Below are 16,860 nucleotides of genomic sequence, written 5' to 3' on the forward strand. Positions count from 1 at the left end.
GCGAATCTATTATGATTTCTGCTGTACACCTTCAACGGAAATAATCAGCTCCACGTCCTGAGACGCCGGGCCTAAATCGGTTGTGATATTAAAATCTTTCAGGTGAATTTTACCCGCTGCTTCAAAACCTGCGCGTTTACCGCCCCACGGGTCGTCACCCTGACCCAATAATTTAGCCTCCAGCGTGACCGGTTTTGTTACGCCGTTAAGCGTCAGGTTGCCGGTAATATTCAGCTTATCACCGTCTTTTTTCACTTCCGTGGAGGTGAAAGTAGCCTGTGGGTATTTCCCGACATTGAGGAATTCCCCACTGCGCAGATGTTTATCACGTTCAGCATGATTGGTATCAACGCTGTTAGTATTAATGGTCACGTTGACCTTGTCGGCGGCAGGATTTTTCTCGTCAAAGGTGAATGTGCCGTCAAAATCCTTAAAGGTACCGTACAGCCAGCTGTAACCCAGGTGCTGAATACGGAAATTGACGAAAGCGTGCTGGCCCTCTTTATCAATTTTATAATCAGCCGCCACGGCGGAACCGGCGGTGAATAACAGAGAACCCAGGGCGATACCCAGCAGGTGTTTTTTCATTTTATGCTCCAGAGTCAACTGACGAGCGGCCAAGCATGCGCTTTAGCGTATCGTCTTTATCAATAAAATGGTGTTTGAGGGCGGCGAGCCCGTGCAGTACGGACAGGATCACGACGCTCCACGCAAGCCAGAGGTGTACGACCCCTGCGGTGTCTGCCTGAGCGCCCGCATCGCTGAGCGTTGCCGGGACGTCAAAAAGGCCAAAGACGCTAATCGGCTTACCGTCCGCCGTCGAGATAAGGTATCCGCTAATCAGAATGGCGAAGAGCAGCGCATAGAGCGCAATATGCGCGGCGACTGCACTGACGCGGGTAAATTTACTGTGGGTCTTCGGCGCGGCAGGCGGTGGGGAAATATGTCGCCAGATCACGCGGAAAACCAGGCCCAGCATCAGCAGGACACCAATGCTTTTATGTAACTCCGGTGCCTGGTGATACCAGCCATCGTAATAGCTGAGCGTGACCATCCAGAGCCCAAGTCCAAACATACCGTAGACGGCAAGAGCAAATATCCAGTGCAAACCTATGGATATTATTCCGTAGCGCCGGGAGGAGTTACGCAATTGCATCAGAATGTCCATTTTCAAATTAACCGGAAAGTAAAAATGAACGGGAAGGCGGGATATTGCAACTGAAATAATTGTCTATTGATTTTTATTTTATTTATTTCAGCAATTTTGAAAAGGATCGCTAACGCTAATTCAATCTCTTCGTGCAAGCGAAATGATGAGTTTCAATAAAGATAAATTAACGTCAATTATTGTCAGTAAGGCTTTTCAGTAAAATACAATGTAAACAAAATCAATAATGGCCAACAGCGCCCACAATAAGAGATAGAGCATAAAATGCTCGCGAATATTATTCATCAGAAAGCTAACGATCCTGCGCATAACGCCTCGTAATGCAGTGTGAGTGAAACGGGCCCCGGGACGTCCGGAGCCCGTGTGGATTATCCGTTAAAACGCGAGAGTGAGAAGGGCGTCAGATCAAACTGCGGCGTGATACCCTGAGCAAACTGCGCGGCGATTTCACCCAGCACGGAAGCGAATTTAAAGCCGTGGCCGCTCAGCCCGGTGATTAGCAGGGTGTTGTCATGCCCGGGCAGCGTATCAATGATGAAGTCTTCATCCGGTGTGTTGTCGTAGGTACAGGCCGCGCCATACAGCAAGCCACCGACGCCCGGAAGAATATTCCGCAGGAATGAGAAGGCTTCCGAACCATCCTGAGGAAAGGCGCCAAAAGGCTTACGCTCTTCAGGGGAGGTGATCGCCTGGCCCCCGTTGTGTTTACCAATTTTCAGCGCGTCTTTCTCGGAAGGGAAACCGTAGAACTGATCGCCATTCGGCAATTCGCCGGTGAAGGCCGGGAATTTATTCTGCGCGCTGTAGCGTCCATCTGACTGGAACCAGGAGAAGACTTTGCGCACCGGCTGGATTGGCAGCTCCGGCAGCAGGTGAGTGACCCATGTTCCTGCGCTGACGAGCAGGCGAGAGGCTGAGTAGTCGCCGTCAATGGTCGTTACCGTGACGCCATTCTCGTCATGGGTGATGGCCTCCACCGGACAGTTAAACAGCTGTGCACAGCCAGCTTTCGCGGCAAGGTCGACCCAGGTTTTGATCGCTGTTTCACAATGCAGTACGCCGGAGTGGGCTTCAAAGAGGCCAATATAATCGTCCGGGACGCTAATTTCAGGCCAGCGCGCGGTTATGCCCGTTGCGTCCAGCTTCTCAACGTCCAGATTAAAGGCTTTTGCGCTGCGCTCGACGCCGGCAAGAAATTCCGAATGAGCCGGGCCAAGATTGATAACCCCGGTACGCTCGAAAATACGCTCTTCGGTCTGTTTCGCCAGTTCATCCCACAGCGTCTGGGCGCGAAGCACCAGCGGGACATAGCGCTCGCCTTCTCCATACGCATGGCGCATGAGGCGGGTATCGCCATGATGGCTGCCTTCCGCATGGGGAGGGCGGTGGGCATCGATCATCAGGACCTTCAGACCTGCCTGTGTTGCGTAATAACCGGCAGCGGAACCCACGGAGCCGCTACCAATAATGATTAAGTCGTATCTCATATGCATCTCATAAACTGACGTTTTGTTAGCAGAGTAATTAACAACGCGGAGTTAGACAAGGGAGAAATAAATAAGGCACCGCGAGGGTGCCTGTAGAGAGAAAAGTGGGCATAAGCTTAGTGCCGTTTATACTCATTTTCCTGATAGTCGCCAGATTCTATTTTTGCAATACCTGCCTCTAAAATAGAAATAAACTGACGGGCGACGTCTGTTGTTAGCCACAGCGTCTGTCCAACTTCCGCTTCTTCACGGTTGAGTTGATTCGGGGTCTGGTAGTGCAAACGCAGCATCAGCGCATCGTAGCTATCTACGGTACTGATATCCCAGCCAACAAGTGGATGGGTCTGGATCACTTCACTATTCTTTTCCATTATAACCCCCTTAATGCGTGTTAGAAGACAACGGCTTTGAGGTTCAATGCATGTTTTTCTGAAAGCATCTTCAGTATACCAAGTAATAAGGGTTCCGAAGGGAAAAATAAACAGGTGGCAACACATTTTTCTGCTTTTTAGGATTGTTCGAACAATAAAACACCATCTTGTTCACGATTCTTAAAGAAGATGCCGAATTAATTTGAACTTACCGTATTTTTAGACAAAAAAAAGCCGGGGCGACCCGGCAAAAAAACACAATGAGGGAGCAGTATTAATCTGTGATAAACCAGTCGTCTGCGCTTTCCCACGTTTCCTGCAGGATTTCGCTGATGCGATCTTTATCTTCTTTCGCCGCACCAATGACGGAGAGGTTGTTCGCCGCGGCGTAACGCACCGTTACGGCACCCGCGTTGTCGGGAAAGGTGTTGTTAATACGGCGGGATAATTCGCCTGCCAGTGCATCAAGTGCGCCGGCAGGCAGAACAGTTGTTTTGGCTATGGTGACTTCAATACGCATAAATGCCCCCTGTGTAATATACTGTTTATTTATACAGGCATATTATCGGTTTGACAACAAGGGGCATTGATTTTTTAACGTTTTACCGTCCAGTTAACGGTTTCGCCCGCCAGGAAGGGGATCAGGGTGTCATCCGTCAGCGCAATGGACTCCTCAACGTGGCTCGCTTTACGCTCCAGTTCGATGAAGCTGTCGTTGACCGGCAGGCCGTAGAAGCGCGGGCCGTTAAGGGAGCAGAACGCTTCGAAATGTTCCAGCGCATTCATCTCTTCAAATACGGTCGCGTAGCTGGCAAGCGCCGTTGGGGCGTTGAAGCAGCCTGCGCAGCCGCAGCTTGCCTCTTTACGGTGGCGGGCGTGAGGCGCGGAATCGGTGCCGAGGAACGCGCGGGAGAACCCGCTGGCAACCAGCTCGCGCAGCGCCTGCTGGTGGATGTTGCGCTTGAGAATCGGCAGGCAGTACAGGTGAGGGCGCACCCCGCCCACCAGCATGTGGTTACGGTTAAACATCAGGTGCTGCGGCGTAATGGTGGCGGCGATAAGATCGTTGCCGTCGCGCACGTACTCTGCCGCGTCTTTGGTGGTGATATGCTCAAAGACCACTTTAAGCGCGGGCAGGCGCTGGCGCAGAGGCTCCATCACGGTCTCGATAAACCGGGCTTCACGGTCGAAGATGTCAATCTCGGCATGCGTGACTTCACCATGGACCAGCAGCGGCATGCCCAGTTTCTGCATGCGCTCCAGAACCGGCATGATGGCATCAATGCTGGTGACGCCGTGGCTGGAGTTGGTGGTGGCATTCGCCGGGTAGAGTTTCGCCGCCGTAAATACGCCTTCGTTAAACCCACGCTCCACTTCGTTCGGGTCCAGCGAGTCGGTCAGATAGCAGGTCATCAACGGGGTAAAATCGTGTCCCGCAGGCACGGCATCCAGGATGCGCTGGCGATAGGCTATCGCGGCATCGACGGTGGTGACTGGTGGAACCAGGTTAGGCATGACAATCGCGCGGCCATAAATTTCGCTGGTATAAGGCACGACGGTTTTCAGCATATCGCCATCACGCAGATGGATATGCCAGTCGTCAGGGCGGCGGATTTTAAGAACCTGGGGTTGTGCAGTCATGGAAGCTCCGGCTTGTCAGGAATCAGTCATAAGGATGGCTGTTTTTGCCGGACACAAATCATAAGCGGAAACGTTTTCGTTTGCACACTTTTCCGTAAAAAAAAGGGCGCCGCAGCGCCCTTCAGGTTAATCGGTGAAAGGAATGATGATTTCACCCGGCTTAACCTCTATTCCTTTTGCGTATTTTTTCGCCAGGGCTTCGCCCTTGCTTTTATCTTCGCTTAAGACGTACGCGGGCTGCTGGTTGAAATAATTACGCAGCGACTGGTTGAGATAGGGCATCAGGGTTTGCAGAACCGGCGCCATCTTGTCCGGCGACACCTGCGCATCGACGACTTCCATCTCCTGGAGGAAAATCGCCCCTTTCTCTTTGTTAAAAACGGGGAGTGCCTTCAGCTTGAGCTTGATGTTGGCTTTCTGATTGCCAAAGAGGGAGGACATATCAAGATCCGCGTCACCGGCCAGGGTGACTTTGTTTGGCTCTTCACGTCCGATCTGGCTGGTCAGATTCGTGAGCACGATATGCGCGTCCGCCAGCCCCGGCACGCCAATGTCTTTAGAAAAATTGTTATGTTTTTCCAGCGCCTGATTAATTTCCTGTTCACTGACGGTATATTGCGTGAGCTGGTTACAGCCAACCAGCAGACCGCTGACAACTAATGCAGCGGCAAAGACAATTTTCTTCATAGTGTTCCTCAACGAAAAATCGGCGCTTCTGTCCTGTTACGCCAGTATGTCAGCGTGAATGGGCAGAAACCAGCAGAAAAAACTGAGAAGTGGGGCGGGAGGGACTCCCGCCCGAGGGAAAGGCTACGCGCCAGGCTCGAGCATGCCGCTCGCGCTGCGTTTCTGGCTGAACTGCCACCACAGGGCAAGGAGCGTCATAAAGCCCACCACGCCGAGCATCATCCACGGGAGTTCGGGCTGGTTTAACGCTTTGCCGGCATCAAACAACCAGCCGCCCCCGGCGTAACCTAAGGCGCCGCCAAGCGCCAGCCCCAGCCGGCTGAAACCCATATAGCTGCCGCGCGCACGCGCATCCGCAAGGGAGGCGCTCAGCGTTTCACGCGCAGGCTCGGCGATGATCGACCCTATATAGAAGGTGCAAATCAGGGTAAACAGCTGCTGGAGAGAGTTCACCAGGCCGATCGGCATCATGCTCAGCGTCATCAGGAACAGCCCGGCCATCAGGCGATGCTCCAGACGAAAACGTCGTTCGCTCCAGCGGGCAATCGGATAAAGCAGCGTTAACGACAGGCAGGCTTCGATGGCGTACATCCATTTAACGGCAGCAGGCGTACCAGCAATGTCGTTAACCATGATCGGCAGCATCAGCATGACCTGCACAGCCAGCATGTAGTAGCCCGTCAGGGTCAGCACATAGGTGACAAAACGTTTGTCGCGCATGACGCGGCCAAGCCCTTCCCGGACAGGTGCTTTGACCGTCGACAGTTTCCAGGCGGGCAGGAACAGGCCATTAAACAGCGCGCACAGAATAAAGAGCACCGCCCCAGCCGCGCAGACCAGACGGAAGTCATACTGCAGCAGCCAGCTTCCCAGCAGGGCGCCGACAACCGCCCCGGCGCTGTCCTGCATCATCAGAATCGAGAAGAAACGGCCGCGGTGCTGCGGGCGAATAAGCTTCACCACCAGCGCGGTGCGTGGCGGATCGAACAGCGTGCCCCCGATACCGGAGAGGAAACAGGAGAACCAGAGCAGCCACGGCTCCTGAGCGACCGCCATCGTGGCAAAGCCTGCCGCGCGCAGCAGCATACCGGTCACGATCATCGGTTTAGCGCCAAAGCGGTCGGCAATGGCCCCACCAAAGACGCCCAGACCCTGCTGGACAAACTGGCGTAACCCCAGAGCAATGCCGACCATTAATGCCGCCCAGCCCATTTGATCGACAAAGCGAATCGATATCAGCGGGAAAACGACAAAAAAGCCGAGCACGACCAGCATGTTATCGACGAGCAGGAAGTATTTACCCAGGCTCCTGGCCTGTGAGACGCGGGACATTTTCCCTCCAGGGAAAATAAGATGGTGAGCACGCTAACATTCTGCGGTGTCGCCGCGTTTTTTCCCACCCCTGAACGCGACAATATTTTTTTATCAAAAGGGTGCTTTGATAGAGAGTTCTCATCGAAAAGTGTGAAAAGAGGGCAAAATGGTATGTCACTGTTTTCACAGACGGCGCAGGCGCAGGTATAGTAAAGCTAATGGGTAAGCAGAAGTGACGGGAAGGAGTGGTAACGATGTTTGGCTATCGCAGTAATGTGCCAAAAGTGCGTCTGACAACGGACAGGCTGGTCGTTCGTCTGGTGCATGAGCGTGATGCCTGGCGTCTGGCGGATTATTACGCCGAGAATCGCCAGTTTTTAAAACCCTGGGAACCCGTTCGGGATGAGAGCCATTGTTACCCTTCCGGCTGGCAGGCGCGCCTCAGCATGATTACGGAATTTCACAAGCAGGGCAGCGCGTTTTATTTCGCGCTGCTGGATCCTGAAGAGAAAGAGATTATCGGGATCGCCAATTTTTCAAACGTGGTGCGGGGATCGTTTCACGCCTGCTACCTTGGCTACTCCATCGGCCAGAAATGGCAGGGGCAGGGGCTGATGTACGAGGCGTTAACGGTGGCGATCCGCTATATGCAACGCACGCAGCATATCCATCGCATCATGGCGAACTATATGCCGCATAATCAGCGCAGCGGCAATTTGCTGGCGCGTTTAGGGTTCGAGAAAGAGGGTTACGCCAAAGACTATCTGTTGATAGACGGAGAGTGGCGCGACCACGTTCTGACGGCGTTAACCACCCGGGACTGGACCGCAGGTCGTTAAGGAGAAAAGATGAAGTATCAGCTAAACGGTACAGAAGCGCGCGTGATTGGGTGCTTACTCGAAAAACAGGTCACCACGCCGGAGCAGTATCCGCTCTCTGTCAACGCCGTGACCATGGCCTGCAACCAGAAGACCAACCGCGAGCCGGTGATGAACCTCAGCGAGCATGAGGTTCAGGACGTGCTCGATGCATTGGTAAAACGCCACTATCTGCGCACCGTCAGCGGCTTCGGCAACCGCGTGACCAAATACGAACAGCGCTTTTGTAACTCCGAATTTGGGGACCTGAAGCTGAGCAGTGCGGAAGTGGCGGTCATCACCACGCTGTTGCTGCGCGGGGCGCAGACACCGGGGGAACTGCGCACGCGCGCTTCCCGTATGCATGAGTTCAGCGATATGCAGGAGGTCGAGCAGACCCTGGAAGGGCTGGCTTCTCGCGAAGACGGTCCATACGTGGTGCGTCTGGCGCGCGAGCCGGGCAAACGCGAAAGCCGCTATATGCATCTGTTCAGCGGTGACGTCGATGTCGCTACCATGGAGAGCGACGCGGGAGCCTCAGCAAGCAATGACAGCCTTGCCGCGCGCGTAGAGGCGCTGGAAGACGAGGTCGCCGGGCTGAAACAGCGTCTGGATGCGTTGCTGGCACATTTAGGAGACTGACGGTGAAAAAATTACGCGTAGGCGTGGTGGGGCTGGGCGGCATCGCGCAAAAAGCCTGGCTGCATGTTTTAGGTGCGGCGACGGACTGGACCCTGCAAGGGGCATGGTCACCCACCCGAGAAAAGGCAGAACGTATCTGCGAAACCTGGCGCATGCCGTATGCTGCCTCCCTGCAGGATCTGGCCCGCGAGTGTGATGCGGTTTTTGTTCATACCTCAACGGCAACCCACTATCAGGTGGTGAGCGAGCTGCTCAATTTGGGGGTTCACGTCTGCGTGGATAAACCGCTGGCTGAAAATGTTCAGGATGCCGAACGGCTGATTGAGCTGGCCGCGCGCAAAAAACTGACGCTGATGGTGGGCTTCAACCGCCGCTTTGCGCCGCTTTATCAACAGCTGAAGGCGCAGTCGGGCACGCTCGCCTCGCTGCGGATGGATAAGCACCGTACCGACAGCATTGGGCCAAACGATTTGCGCTTCACGCTGCTGGATGATTATCTGCACGTTGTGGATACGGCGCTGTGGCTCGCCAGCGGCAATGCACAGCTGCAAAGTGGCACGCTACTTACGAACGAGCAGGGTGAAATGGTCTACGCCGAACATCATTTCGCGATTGACCATCTACAGATCACGACCAGCATGCATCGTCGTGCGGGGAGTCAGCGTGAATCCGTCCAGGCCGTCACAGACGGCGCGTTGTACGACATAACCGACATGCGTGAATGGTGGGAAGAGAAGGGCAGCGGCGTGGTGACGCTACCTGCCCCTGGCTGGCAGAGCACGCTTGAACAGCGCGGTTTTGCCGGTTGTGTCCGTCACTTTATCACCTGCGTGCAAAATCAGACGGTTCCTGAAACGTCCGGCGAGCAGGCCATTATGGCGCAGCGCATTGTGGAAAGGCTCTGGCGCGAGGCCATGAGCGAATAACTCGCTGTAACATCTGCGGATAGTAATTCGTTGAAATCCGGTTAGACTAAGCGCCGCTTGTTGGCTTTGCCGGGTGGCGCTTAGGCTCACCTGGCCTACAAATCCGTATGGTTCTGGAAATTCACGTTAATGAACTTATTAAAATCGCTGGCGGCCGTCAGCTCGATGACCATGTTTTCCCGCGTGCTGGGTTTTGCGCGCGACGCCATTGTGGCAAGGGTATTTGGTGCAGGGATGGCCACGGACGCCTTTTTCGTCGCGTTCAAGTTGCCGAACCTGCTGCGTCGTATTTTTGCTGAAGGGGCGTTTTCCCAGGCATTCGTGCCTATCCTGGCGGAATATAAAAGCAAGCAGGGTGAAGACGCGACGCGCGTCTTTGTTTCTTATGTCTCCGGGCTGCTGACGCTGGCTTTGGCGGTGGTGACGGTACTCGGGATGCTGGCCGCGCCGTGGGTGATTATGGTAACCGCGCCAGGTTTTGCCGATACGGCCGACAAGTTTGCGCTCACCTCGCAGCTGCTGCGCATTACTTTCCCCTATATTCTGCTGATCTCGCTGGCCTCGCTGGTGGGGGCGATCCTGAATACCTGGAACCGCTTCTCTGTTCCGGCGTTTGCGCCAACGTTTCTCAACGTCAGCATGATCGGCTTTGCCCTGTTCGCTGCGCCGCACTTCAACCCGCCGGTGCTGGCGCTGGCCTGGGCGGTCACCGTGGGCGGCGTGCTGCAGCTGGCGTATCAGCTGCCGCATCTGAAAAAAATCGGCATGCTGGTGCTGCCGCGCATCAATCTCAAAGATGCCGGGGCGATGCGCGTCATCAAGCAGATGGGGCCCGCTATTCTCGGCGTCTCCGTCAGCCAGATCTCGCTGATTATCAACACCATCTTTGCCTCGTTCCTCGTTTCCGGCTCGGTTTCCTGGATGTACTACGCCGACCGTCTGATGGAGTTCCCGTCCGGAGTGCTGGGCGTGGCGCTGGGGACCATCCTGCTGCCGTCGCTGTCGAAAAGTTTTGCCAGCGGTAATCATGATGAGTATTGCCGCCTGATGGACTGGGGGTTACGTCTCTGCTTCCTGCTGGCCCTGCCAAGCGCGGTGGCGCTGGGTATTCTGGCCAAACCGCTGACGGTGTCGCTCTTCCAGTACGGGAAATTCACCGCCTTTGATGCCGCCATGACCCAGCGCGCGCTGATTGCCTACTCGGTCGGATTGATGGGGCTGATCGTCGTCAAGGTGCTGGCGCCCGGGTTCTACTCGCGTCAGGACATCAAAACGCCGGTGAAAATTGCCATTGTGACGCTGATTATGACGCAGCTGATGAACCTGGCGTTTATTGGTCCGCTGAAGCATGCGGGCCTGTCATTATCGATTGGTCTGGCGGCCTGTCTGAATGCCGGACTGCTGTACTGGCAGCTGCGCAAGCAGGATATCTTTACGCCGCAGCCGGGCTGGGGAAGTTTCCTGGTGCGTCTGATCGTGGCGGTACTGGTGATGTCTGCCGCGCTGCTCGGCATGATGTACGTGATGCCGGAGTGGTCTCAGGGCACCATGCCCTACCGTCTGATGCGGCTGATGGCCGTGGTGGGCGTCGGGGTGGTGGCGTACTTTGCCACGCTCGCGGTGCTGGGCTTCAAAGTGAAAGAGTTTGCCCGTCGGACGGCATAAACGCCAAAAGGGGAGTTCACCTTATGGTGCTCCCCACTGCATGATTTGTCGCTGATGCGTCAAATCGAAATCTTTTTCACACCCGCAATACGCGCAGTCGCTGTCTGACCATCCGCACCGTACAGTCCGGTTTCTTTATGCGGTTTCAACACCTCAAGTGCCTGCTGATTACGCTCAATCTGACCTTCCAGTAGCCAGCCGTTATGCTGGTTAAGATCGCGCAGGTGCTGGGTTTTTTCGGTAATGGTCTGCCAGCGCTCAATAATATCGTCATTGGCGCTGCGCTTCGGATCCTGCTCAGCGCGGCGTTGTTGCTCCAGATAATCCAGCGTCGCCAGAAGCGAACTCTTATCTTCAGTAATACGCTGCAGCGCGCTGCCGTTGATGTGACCGGAAGAGAGATGCTGTTGTTCAGCGTCCATTACCGTTTTCAGGTCGTTCAGGACAACCGTCATTTGATCCAGTATTTCTGACAGTCGACTCATACGGTTAGTTACTCTGTAAGAAACTCTGTGCTTCCTGAATCAGGGCATCAGCGATCTTGCTGGTATCCATTTTCAGTTCACCGTTACGAATAGCCGTTTTCAGCGCTTCAACACGTTCCATATTGATATCGTTGGTGCCTGGCTGCATCAGTTTCGCCTGCGCATCGCTCAGGGTCACGCTGGTGCTGTTGGACGTTGACGGTTTTTCCAGACGCGTTTTTTGCGCAGGAGTGTCATTCGTTTCGCGAGGTTGTACAGCGCTTACCGGCTTCAGGGCTGATGTACGATCAATGCTCATAGTGTTGTCCTCATCGAGGGTTCGCGGCGTTTGCGCCTGACATCATCATTAGTGGAATATTTATCGGCACGCGCCGCGAAATCTTTAAAAAGATTATAGGTTAATCAGAATATTCCCATCAGAATCGACGGTTCCGCTCACCACCTGGCCTGAGGACATTCTGACGCGGATGTTTTGCGCCACCGCGGCATTATTTAACGCTTTCCCTTCACTGTTGATACTAAAGCCCTCTCCGTTGGCCACCACCATCACCTGTTGGCCCGCTTTTATCCGCCATGCCTGGCGCAGCATTGAGAGCTGTATCGGCTGGCCTGGTGCAACATCACGCAGGCTGACGGCGTCCTGTGCCTGGTTTATTTCCAGCATGGTGCGTGGAGGCAGCTGATCCAGACGACCGCGTTTTAACGTCACGCTGTTCGTCTGCAGCACGCTGCCGCGCGCAATGGGCACGGCGGCGACAACATAATTGCCCGTCGCCTGAACTGCAACCTGTAAATAGCGTTTTTCGTTGGCGCAGCGTGCCAGCACGTTCACATTCCCCCAAAGCTTTGTGAACCCCACCACGCTGAACGAAGGCTGGTCACACGTCGGGTACAGATTCGGTGGCGTGCGCACGGTAACGGTAACGTCATCGCTAAAGCCTGCCAGCTTCTCAGCAAAGAAAGCCGTCAACTGATCCTGTAAGCCTTCAGCCTGCACCAGCGGGCTAAACAGCCAGAAAATTGCCATCAGGCCACGTTTTAACGTTTGCATCGCAAGTTCCACCGTTTCCAGAGTTGAATGAATTCTACCTGCAGTGGTTTTGCATCAACGCAATAAATAGCGACGCATTTTGCGCTTATTCCGTCGATAGGGGAGACCGGGTGAGATTTAAGCTGTGAACTGAAATTTTGCCATCAGCGGAGGAGACATGCTCGATAAACTCGACGCCGCGTTACGTTTTCAGCAGGAAGCGCTCAATTTACGCGCCCAGCGGCAGGAGATTTTAGCCGCCAACATCGCTAACGCCGATACCCCGGGGTTTCAGGCGCGCGATATTGATTTTTCCAGTGAACTCAAAAAGGTGATGGAGCGTGGACGTGCCGAAGGAACGGGTGTTGCACTTGCCATGACATCCTCTCGCCATATTCCTGCTCAGGCGATGACCGCGCCAGCGACCGATTTACTTTACCGCATTCCCGATCAGCCCTCACTCGACGGTAACACCGTGGATATGGACCGGGAGCGTACGCAGTTTGCCGATAACAGCCTGAAATACCAGACGGGCCTGACCGTACTCGGCGGACAAATCAAAGGCATGATGAACGTCCTGCAGGGGGGGAACTGATAGATGGCCTTGTTGAATATTTTTGATATCGCCGGTTCGGCGTTAACCGCGCAGTCCAAACGCCTGAACGTGGCTGCCAGTAACCTGGCAAACGCCGACAGCGTCACCGGACCCGACGGCCAGCCTTATCGTGCCAAACAGGTTGTCTTTCAGGTCGATGCTGCGCCGGGCGCGGCGACGGGCGGCGTGAAGGTGTCTGATGTGGTAGAGAGCCAGGCGCCTGACAGGCTGGTGTATGAGCCGGGTAACCCGCTCGCGGATGCCAGCGGATACGTGAAGATGCCAAACGTGGATGTGGTGGGTGAGATGGTGAACTCCATGTCGGCTTCCCGTAGCTACCAGGCCAACGTCGAAGTGCTTAATACCGTGAAGAGCATGATGCTCAAAACACTCACTCTCGGCCAGTAAAGGAGACATGCATGTCCATCGCCGTAAATGTGAATGATCCTACGAACTCGGGTGTTAACAACACCAAGAGTACGACGGGTTCTAACTCCCTGACGGGGAGTAACGCCGCCGATCTTCAGGGCAGCTTTCTGACGCTGCTGGTGGCGCAGCTTAAGAACCAGGATCCCACCAACCCAATGCAGAACAACGAACTGACCACGCAGCTTGCGCAGATCAGTACCGTGAGCGGCATTGAGAAACTGAACACCACCCTCGGTTCCGTCTCTGGGCAGATTAACAGCGCCCAGTCTCTGCAGGCGGCAAGCCTGATTGGCCACGGGGTGATGATCCCGGGAACCACGATTCTGGCAGGCACCAGCACCACCGACGGCAATACCACCACGACGACCACGCCGTTTGGCGTTGAGCTCCAGCAGCCGGCTGAGAAGGTGACTGCAACGATCATGGATGCCAATAACGTGGTGGTTCGCACCATTGATATCGGTGAGCTGAAGGCGGGCGTTCACACCTTTACGTGGGATGGCAGCCTGACCGACGGCACGAAAGCACCAAACGGTTCCTACAAAGTAGCGATCAGCGCCAGCAACGGGACAACCCAGCTGGTAGCGCAGCCGCTGCAGTTCGCGCTGGTCCAGGGCGTGATTAAAGGAAGCGACGGCAACAAACTGGATTTGGGAACCTCGGGTTCCACCACACTCGACGAAGTTCGGCAGATTATCTAAGCCTTATCACTTATCAGGAGTAAGTCATGGCCTTTTCTCAAGCGGTCAGCGGCCTGAATGCTGCGGCCACCAACCTGGACGTCATTGGCAACAACATCGCCAACTCCGCGACCTATGGTTTTAAATCCGGTTCTGCATCATTTGCAGACATGTTTGCCGGTTCCAAAGTGGGTCTGGGCGTGAAAGTTGCGGGCATCACTCAGGACTTTAGCGACGGCACCACCACCAACACCGGTCGTGGTCTGGACGTTGCCATCAGCCAGAACGGTTTCTTCCGTATGGTCGATTCCAACGGTTCCGTGTTCTACAGCCGTAACGGCCAGTTCAAGCTGGACGAAAACCGTACGCTGGTGAACATGCAGGGCATGCAGCTGACGGGCTACCCGGTAGCGGGTACGCCGCCTACCGTTCAGACCGGTGCGAACCCTCAGGCGATTACTATCCCGAATACCCTGATGGCGGCAAAATCGACCACCACCGCGACGCAGCAGATCAACCTGAACTCAACCGACCCTGTTCAAACTGCCCCTTTCGATGCGACCAACCCGGACACCTATAACAAAAAAGGGACCGTGACCGTATTCGACAGCCAGGGTAACGCCCATAACATGTACGTCTACTACGTGAAGACGGCCAACAATAAATGGGATCTTTACACTCAGGACGGCAGCGTTGCAGGTTCTACAGCAGCGAAAGCGGCGCAGATGAACTTTGATGCGAACGGCAACCTGGCGGGTGTCTATAACTACGACGCTGCGGGTGTACTGAGCGCAACGCCAAACGCCACGCCGGCCATTAACATCACCACGGGTTCTGTCAGCGGTGCGACGGCGGCGACCTTCTCCCTGAGCTTCCTGAACTCCATGCAGCAGAACACCGGTGCGAACAGCGTTGTGGCAACCAATCAGAACGGCTACAAGCCAGGCGATCTGGTGAGCTACCAGATCAACGACGATGGCACCGTGGTGGGAAGCTACTCTAACGAACAGTCTCAGGTTCTGGGTCAGATCGTGCTGGCAAACTTCGCCAACAACGAAGGTCTGAAATCAGAAGGCGACAACGTCTGGTCTGCCTCTCAGTCCTCCGGCGTGGCGCTGCTGGGTACCGCGGGCACCGGTAACTTCGGCAAGCTGACCAACGGCGCGCTGGAAGCCTCCAACGTGGATATGAGTAAAGAACTGGTGAACATGATCGTCGCGCAGCGTAACTATCAGTCGAACGCGCAGACCATCAAAACCCAGGATCAGATCCTCAACACGCTGGTTAACCTGCGTTAAGCGGCTAACAGGAAAGCGCAATGGATCACGCAATATATACCGCGATGGGCGCGGCAAGCCAGACGCTCAATCAGCAGGCCGTTACCGCCAGCAACCTGGCAAACGCCTCAACGCCGGGCTTTCGCGCGCAGCTTAATGCGCTGCGCGCGGTGCCGGTAGAAGGGCTTTCTCTGCCAACCCGTACGCTGGTGACGGCATCGACCCCTGGCGCAGATATGACGCCAGGCCAGATGGACTATACCTCACGCCCGCTGGATGTTGCCCTGCAGCAGGACGGCTGGCTGGCGGTGCAAACGGCCGACGGCAGCGAAGGCTATACCCGTAACGGGAACATCCAGGTGAGCGCGACGGGCCAGCTGACGATTCAGGGGCATCCGGTGATGGGGGAAGCGGGTCCGCTGACCGTGCCGGAAGGCTCTGAGCTGACTATCGCCGCGGACGGCACCATTTCGGCGCTGAACACGGGCGACCCGGCCAACACCGTTGCGCCCGTCGGACGTCTGAAGCTGGTTAAGGCGGAAGGCAAAGAGGTGCAGCGTGGCGATGACGGCATGTTCCGTCTGACCCAGGCGGCGCAGGCGACGCGGGGTGCCACGTTACAGGCCGATCCGAGCATCCGCGTGATGTCCGGCGTTCTGGAAGGCAGTAACGTCAAGCCGGTTGAAGCCATGACCGACATGATCGCCAGCGCCCGCCGCTTTGAAATGCAGATGAAGATCATCAGCAGCGTGGATGAAAACGCGGGCAAGGCTAACCAACTTCTGGCTATGAGTTAACAGGACTCCTTATGATCAGTTCTTTATGGATCGCGAAAACAGGCCTGGACGCCCAGCAAACCAATATGGACGTGATTGCCAACAACCTGGCAAACGTGAGCACCAATGGTTTCAAGCGTCAGCGCGCCGTTTTCGAAGATTTGCTTTATCAAACCATCCGCCAGCCGGGGGCGCAGTCTTCTGAACAGACGACTCTGCCTTCGGGCCTGCAGATCGGTACCGGTGTTCGCCCGGTGGCCACCGAGCGTCTGCACAGTCAGGGCAACCTGTCTCAGACCAACAACAGTAAAGACGTGGCAATCAAAGGGCAGGGCTTCTTCCAGGTGCAGCTGCCTGACGGCACCTCTGCTTATACCCGCGACGGTTCGTTCCAGGTCGATCAGAACGGCCAGCTGGTGACGGCGGGCGGTTTCCAGGTCCAGCCTGCGATCACCATCCCGGCCAACGCCCTGAGCATCACCATCGGACGTGACGGTGTGGTCAGCGTGACCCAGCAGGGACAGGCCGCGCCGGTTCAGGTTGGGCAGCTCAACCTGACCACCTTCATGAACGATACCGGTCTGGAAAGCATTGGTGAGAACCTCTACACCGAAACGCAATCCTCCGGTACGCCAAATGAGAGCACCCCGGGCCTGAACGGTGCGGGCCTGCTGTACCAGGGCTATGTTGAAACCTCCAACGTGAACGTGGCGGAAGAGCTGGTGAATATGATCCAGGTTCAGCGCGCGTATGAAATTAACAGTAAAGCAGTGTCGACGACCGACCAGATGCTGCAGAAACTGACGCAACTCTAAGGTGTAGCCCGGTGC

At 55.5% G+C, this 16,860-nt stretch carries 22 protein-coding genes; 10 read left to right on the forward strand and 12 right to left on the reverse strand.

Annotated elements, in window-relative coordinates; all coding sequences use genetic code 11:
* Positions 1 to 9 precede the first annotated feature (9 nt).
* The 9 genes from GXP72_RS08535 to mdtH form a co-directional block, all read right to left on the reverse strand.
* Positions 10 to 588 carry a YceI family protein gene (locus tag GXP72_RS08535; protein WP_048990275.1) on the reverse strand — a complete coding sequence of 193 codons (579 nt, stop codon included), beginning with the start codon at positions 586 to 588 and terminating at the stop codon, positions 10 to 12.
* A gap of 1 nt (position 589) precedes the next feature.
* Positions 590 to 1,156, reverse strand: a complete 567-nt coding sequence (locus GXP72_RS08540) for a cytochrome b (protein WP_208763753.1) — start codon at positions 1,154 to 1,156, stop codon at positions 590 to 592.
* A gap of 207 nt (positions 1,157 to 1,363) precedes the next feature.
* Positions 1,364 to 1,477: a DUF2770 family protein gene (locus GXP72_RS08545; RefSeq protein WP_032645429.1), complete on the reverse strand. Its 114-nt coding sequence runs from the start codon at positions 1,475 to 1,477 to the stop codon at positions 1,364 to 1,366.
* A 59-nt stretch (positions 1,478 to 1,536) separates the two neighbouring features.
* Positions 1,537 to 2,655, reverse strand: a complete 1,119-nt coding sequence (solA, locus tag GXP72_RS08550) for an N-methyl-L-tryptophan oxidase (RefSeq protein ID WP_208763754.1) — start codon at positions 2,653 to 2,655, stop codon at positions 1,537 to 1,539.
* A 116-nt stretch (positions 2,656 to 2,771) separates the two neighbouring features.
* Positions 2,772 to 3,026 (reverse strand): biofilm formation regulator BssS, encoded by a 255-nt coding sequence (gene bssS, locus GXP72_RS08555; RefSeq protein WP_008500827.1) that lies wholly within the window; start codon positions 3,024 to 3,026, stop codon positions 2,772 to 2,774.
* A 274-nt stretch (positions 3,027 to 3,300) separates the two neighbouring features.
* A complete protein-coding gene (gene dinI / locus GXP72_RS08560) occupies positions 3,301 to 3,546 on the reverse strand; it encodes a DNA damage-inducible protein I (RefSeq protein ID WP_008500826.1) in 246 nt (81 codons plus the stop codon).
* Positions 3,547 to 3,620: 74 nt separating this feature from the next.
* The gene (gene pyrC / locus GXP72_RS08565; protein ID WP_032650832.1) at positions 3,621 to 4,667 is read right to left on the reverse strand and encodes a dihydroorotase; all 1,047 of its coding nucleotides are present in this window, start codon (positions 4,665 to 4,667) and stop codon (positions 3,621 to 3,623) included.
* A gap of 126 nt (positions 4,668 to 4,793) precedes the next feature.
* Positions 4,794 to 5,354, reverse strand: a complete 561-nt coding sequence (locus GXP72_RS08570) for a lipoprotein (protein ID WP_023311126.1) — start codon at positions 5,352 to 5,354, stop codon at positions 4,794 to 4,796.
* 123 nt (positions 5,355 to 5,477) lie between these two features.
* Positions 5,478 to 6,686 carry a multidrug efflux MFS transporter MdtH gene (mdtH, locus tag GXP72_RS08575; protein ID WP_090417366.1) on the reverse strand — a complete coding sequence of 403 codons (1,209 nt, stop codon included), beginning with the start codon at positions 6,684 to 6,686 and terminating at the stop codon, positions 5,478 to 5,480.
* A gap of 236 nt (positions 6,687 to 6,922) precedes the next feature.
* On the opposite strand from mdtH, the gene rimJ reads away from it, so the two are divergent.
* The 4 genes from rimJ (at position 6,923) to murJ (ending at position 10,758) form a co-directional block, all read left to right on the forward strand.
* The gene (gene rimJ / locus GXP72_RS08580) at positions 6,923 to 7,507 is read left to right on the forward strand and encodes a ribosomal protein S5-alanine N-acetyltransferase (RefSeq protein WP_008500822.1); all 585 of its coding nucleotides are present in this window, start codon (positions 6,923 to 6,925) and stop codon (positions 7,505 to 7,507) included.
* A gap of 9 nt (positions 7,508 to 7,516) precedes the next feature.
* Positions 7,517 to 8,167 carry a YceH family protein gene (locus GXP72_RS08585; RefSeq protein WP_090417364.1) on the forward strand — a complete coding sequence of 217 codons (651 nt, stop codon included), beginning with the start codon at positions 7,517 to 7,519 and terminating at the stop codon, positions 8,165 to 8,167.
* Positions 8,168 to 8,169: 2 nt separating this feature from the next.
* Positions 8,170 to 9,093: a Gfo/Idh/MocA family oxidoreductase gene (locus GXP72_RS08590; RefSeq protein WP_208763755.1), complete on the forward strand. Its 924-nt coding sequence runs from the start codon at positions 8,170 to 8,172 to the stop codon at positions 9,091 to 9,093.
* A gap of 129 nt (positions 9,094 to 9,222) precedes the next feature.
* Positions 9,223 to 10,758: a murein biosynthesis integral membrane protein MurJ gene (murJ, locus tag GXP72_RS08595; protein ID WP_024909009.1), complete on the forward strand. Its 1,536-nt coding sequence runs from the start codon at positions 9,223 to 9,225 to the stop codon at positions 10,756 to 10,758.
* A 59-nt stretch (positions 10,759 to 10,817) separates the two neighbouring features.
* Here murJ and flgN read toward each other — a convergent pair whose 3' ends face one another.
* The 3 genes from flgN to flgA form a co-directional block, all read right to left on the reverse strand.
* Positions 10,818 to 11,243, reverse strand: coding sequence for a flagella biosynthesis chaperone FlgN (gene flgN, locus GXP72_RS08600; protein WP_008500818.1), 426 nt, complete (start codon positions 11,241 to 11,243; stop codon positions 10,818 to 10,820).
* Between the two features lie 4 nt (positions 11,244 to 11,247).
* Positions 11,248 to 11,541, reverse strand: a complete 294-nt coding sequence (gene flgM, locus GXP72_RS08605; RefSeq protein ID WP_032650838.1) for a flagellar biosynthesis anti-sigma factor FlgM — start codon at positions 11,539 to 11,541, stop codon at positions 11,248 to 11,250.
* 93 nt (positions 11,542 to 11,634) lie between these two features.
* Positions 11,635 to 12,294 (reverse strand): flagellar basal body P-ring formation chaperone FlgA, encoded by a 660-nt coding sequence (flgA, locus tag GXP72_RS08610; protein ID WP_024909011.1) that lies wholly within the window; start codon positions 12,292 to 12,294, stop codon positions 11,635 to 11,637.
* Between the two features lie 157 nt (positions 12,295 to 12,451).
* Here flgA and flgB point away from each other — a divergent pair, with 157 nt between their 5' ends.
* The 6 genes from flgB to flgG are packed head-to-tail and all read left to right on the forward strand — an operon-like array spanning position 12,452 to position 16,845.
* The gene (gene flgB, locus GXP72_RS08615) at positions 12,452 to 12,868 is read left to right on the forward strand and encodes a flagellar basal body rod protein FlgB (RefSeq protein ID WP_023311135.1); all 417 of its coding nucleotides are present in this window, start codon (positions 12,452 to 12,454) and stop codon (positions 12,866 to 12,868) included.
* Between the two features lie 3 nt (positions 12,869 to 12,871).
* Complete coding sequence (gene flgC, locus GXP72_RS08620) at positions 12,872 to 13,276, forward strand: flagellar basal body rod protein FlgC (RefSeq protein ID WP_008500814.1); 405 nt, start codon at positions 12,872 to 12,874, stop codon at positions 13,274 to 13,276.
* A gap of 11 nt (positions 13,277 to 13,287) precedes the next feature.
* On the forward strand, positions 13,288 to 13,998 hold the full coding sequence (gene flgD, locus GXP72_RS08625) for a flagellar hook assembly protein FlgD (protein WP_048990267.1): 711 nt from the start codon (positions 13,288 to 13,290) through the stop codon (positions 13,996 to 13,998).
* A 26-nt stretch (positions 13,999 to 14,024) separates the two neighbouring features.
* On the forward strand, positions 14,025 to 15,275 hold the full coding sequence (gene flgE / locus GXP72_RS08630) for a flagellar hook protein FlgE (protein ID WP_024909013.1): 1,251 nt from the start codon (positions 14,025 to 14,027) through the stop codon (positions 15,273 to 15,275).
* A gap of 20 nt (positions 15,276 to 15,295) precedes the next feature.
* Positions 15,296 to 16,051, forward strand: coding sequence for a flagellar basal body rod protein FlgF (locus tag GXP72_RS08635; protein ID WP_146826501.1), 756 nt, complete (start codon positions 15,296 to 15,298; stop codon positions 16,049 to 16,051).
* 11 nt (positions 16,052 to 16,062) lie between these two features.
* On the forward strand, positions 16,063 to 16,845 hold the full coding sequence (flgG, locus tag GXP72_RS08640; RefSeq protein ID WP_008500810.1) for a flagellar basal-body rod protein FlgG: 783 nt from the start codon (positions 16,063 to 16,065) through the stop codon (positions 16,843 to 16,845).
* The last annotated feature ends 15 nt before the right edge of the window (positions 16,846 to 16,860 follow it).

The sequence above is a fragment of the Enterobacter sp. SES19 genome (assembly GCF_011765665.1).
GTDB classification, from domain to species: Bacteria; Pseudomonadota; Gammaproteobacteria; order Enterobacterales; family Enterobacteriaceae; genus Enterobacter; species Enterobacter pseudoroggenkampii.

Excerpts from the sequence above, each read along its gene's own strand:
- flgE (WP_024909013.1), top strand. The coding sequence starts at position 14,025 with ATGGCCTTTTCTCAAGCGGTCAGCGGCCTGAATGCTGCGGCCACCAAC.
- flgA (WP_024909011.1), bottom strand. The coding sequence starts at position 12,294 with ATGCAAACGTTAAAACGTGGCCTGATGGCAATTTTCTGGCTGTTTAGC.
- GXP72_RS08540 (WP_208763753.1), bottom strand. The coding sequence starts at position 1,156 with ATGCAATTGCGTAACTCCTCCCGGCGCTACGGAATAATATCCATAGGT.
- GXP72_RS08545 (WP_032645429.1), bottom strand. The coding sequence starts at position 1,477 with ATGCGCAGGATCGTTAGCTTTCTGATGAATAATATTCGCGAGCATTTT.
- mdtH (WP_090417366.1), bottom strand. The coding sequence starts at position 6,686 with ATGTCCCGCGTCTCACAGGCCAGGAGCCTGGGTAAATACTTCCTGCTC.
- flgC (WP_008500814.1), top strand. The coding sequence starts at position 12,872 with ATGGCCTTGTTGAATATTTTTGATATCGCCGGTTCGGCGTTAACCGCG.
- GXP72_RS08535 (WP_048990275.1), bottom strand. The coding sequence starts at position 588 with ATGAAAAAACACCTGCTGGGTATCGCCCTGGGTTCTCTGTTATTCACC.
- GXP72_RS08635 (WP_146826501.1), top strand. The coding sequence starts at position 15,296 with ATGGATCACGCAATATATACCGCGATGGGCGCGGCAAGCCAGACGCTC.
- flgB (WP_023311135.1), top strand. The coding sequence starts at position 12,452 with ATGCTCGATAAACTCGACGCCGCGTTACGTTTTCAGCAGGAAGCGCTC.
- pyrC (WP_032650832.1), bottom strand. The coding sequence starts at position 4,667 with ATGACTGCACAACCCCAGGTTCTTAAAATCCGCCGCCCTGACGACTGG.
- flgG (WP_008500810.1), top strand. The coding sequence starts at position 16,063 with ATGATCAGTTCTTTATGGATCGCGAAAACAGGCCTGGACGCCCAGCAA.
- GXP72_RS08585 (WP_090417364.1), top strand. The coding sequence starts at position 7,517 with ATGAAGTATCAGCTAAACGGTACAGAAGCGCGCGTGATTGGGTGCTTA.
- murJ (WP_024909009.1), top strand. The coding sequence starts at position 9,223 with ATGAACTTATTAAAATCGCTGGCGGCCGTCAGCTCGATGACCATGTTT.
- solA (WP_208763754.1), bottom strand. The coding sequence starts at position 2,655 with ATGAGATACGACTTAATCATTATTGGTAGCGGCTCCGTGGGTTCCGCT.
- flgD (WP_048990267.1), top strand. The coding sequence starts at position 13,288 with ATGTCCATCGCCGTAAATGTGAATGATCCTACGAACTCGGGTGTTAAC.
- dinI (WP_008500826.1), bottom strand. The coding sequence starts at position 3,546 with ATGCGTATTGAAGTCACCATAGCCAAAACAACTGTTCTGCCTGCCGGC.
- GXP72_RS08570 (WP_023311126.1), bottom strand. The coding sequence starts at position 5,354 with ATGAAGAAAATTGTCTTTGCCGCTGCATTAGTTGTCAGCGGTCTGCTG.
- bssS (WP_008500827.1), bottom strand. The coding sequence starts at position 3,026 with ATGGAAAAGAATAGTGAAGTGATCCAGACCCATCCACTTGTTGGCTGG.
- flgN (WP_008500818.1), bottom strand. The coding sequence starts at position 11,243 with ATGAGTCGACTGTCAGAAATACTGGATCAAATGACGGTTGTCCTGAAC.
- flgM (WP_032650838.1), bottom strand. The coding sequence starts at position 11,541 with ATGAGCATTGATCGTACATCAGCCCTGAAGCCGGTAAGCGCTGTACAA.
- rimJ (WP_008500822.1), top strand. The coding sequence starts at position 6,923 with ATGTTTGGCTATCGCAGTAATGTGCCAAAAGTGCGTCTGACAACGGAC.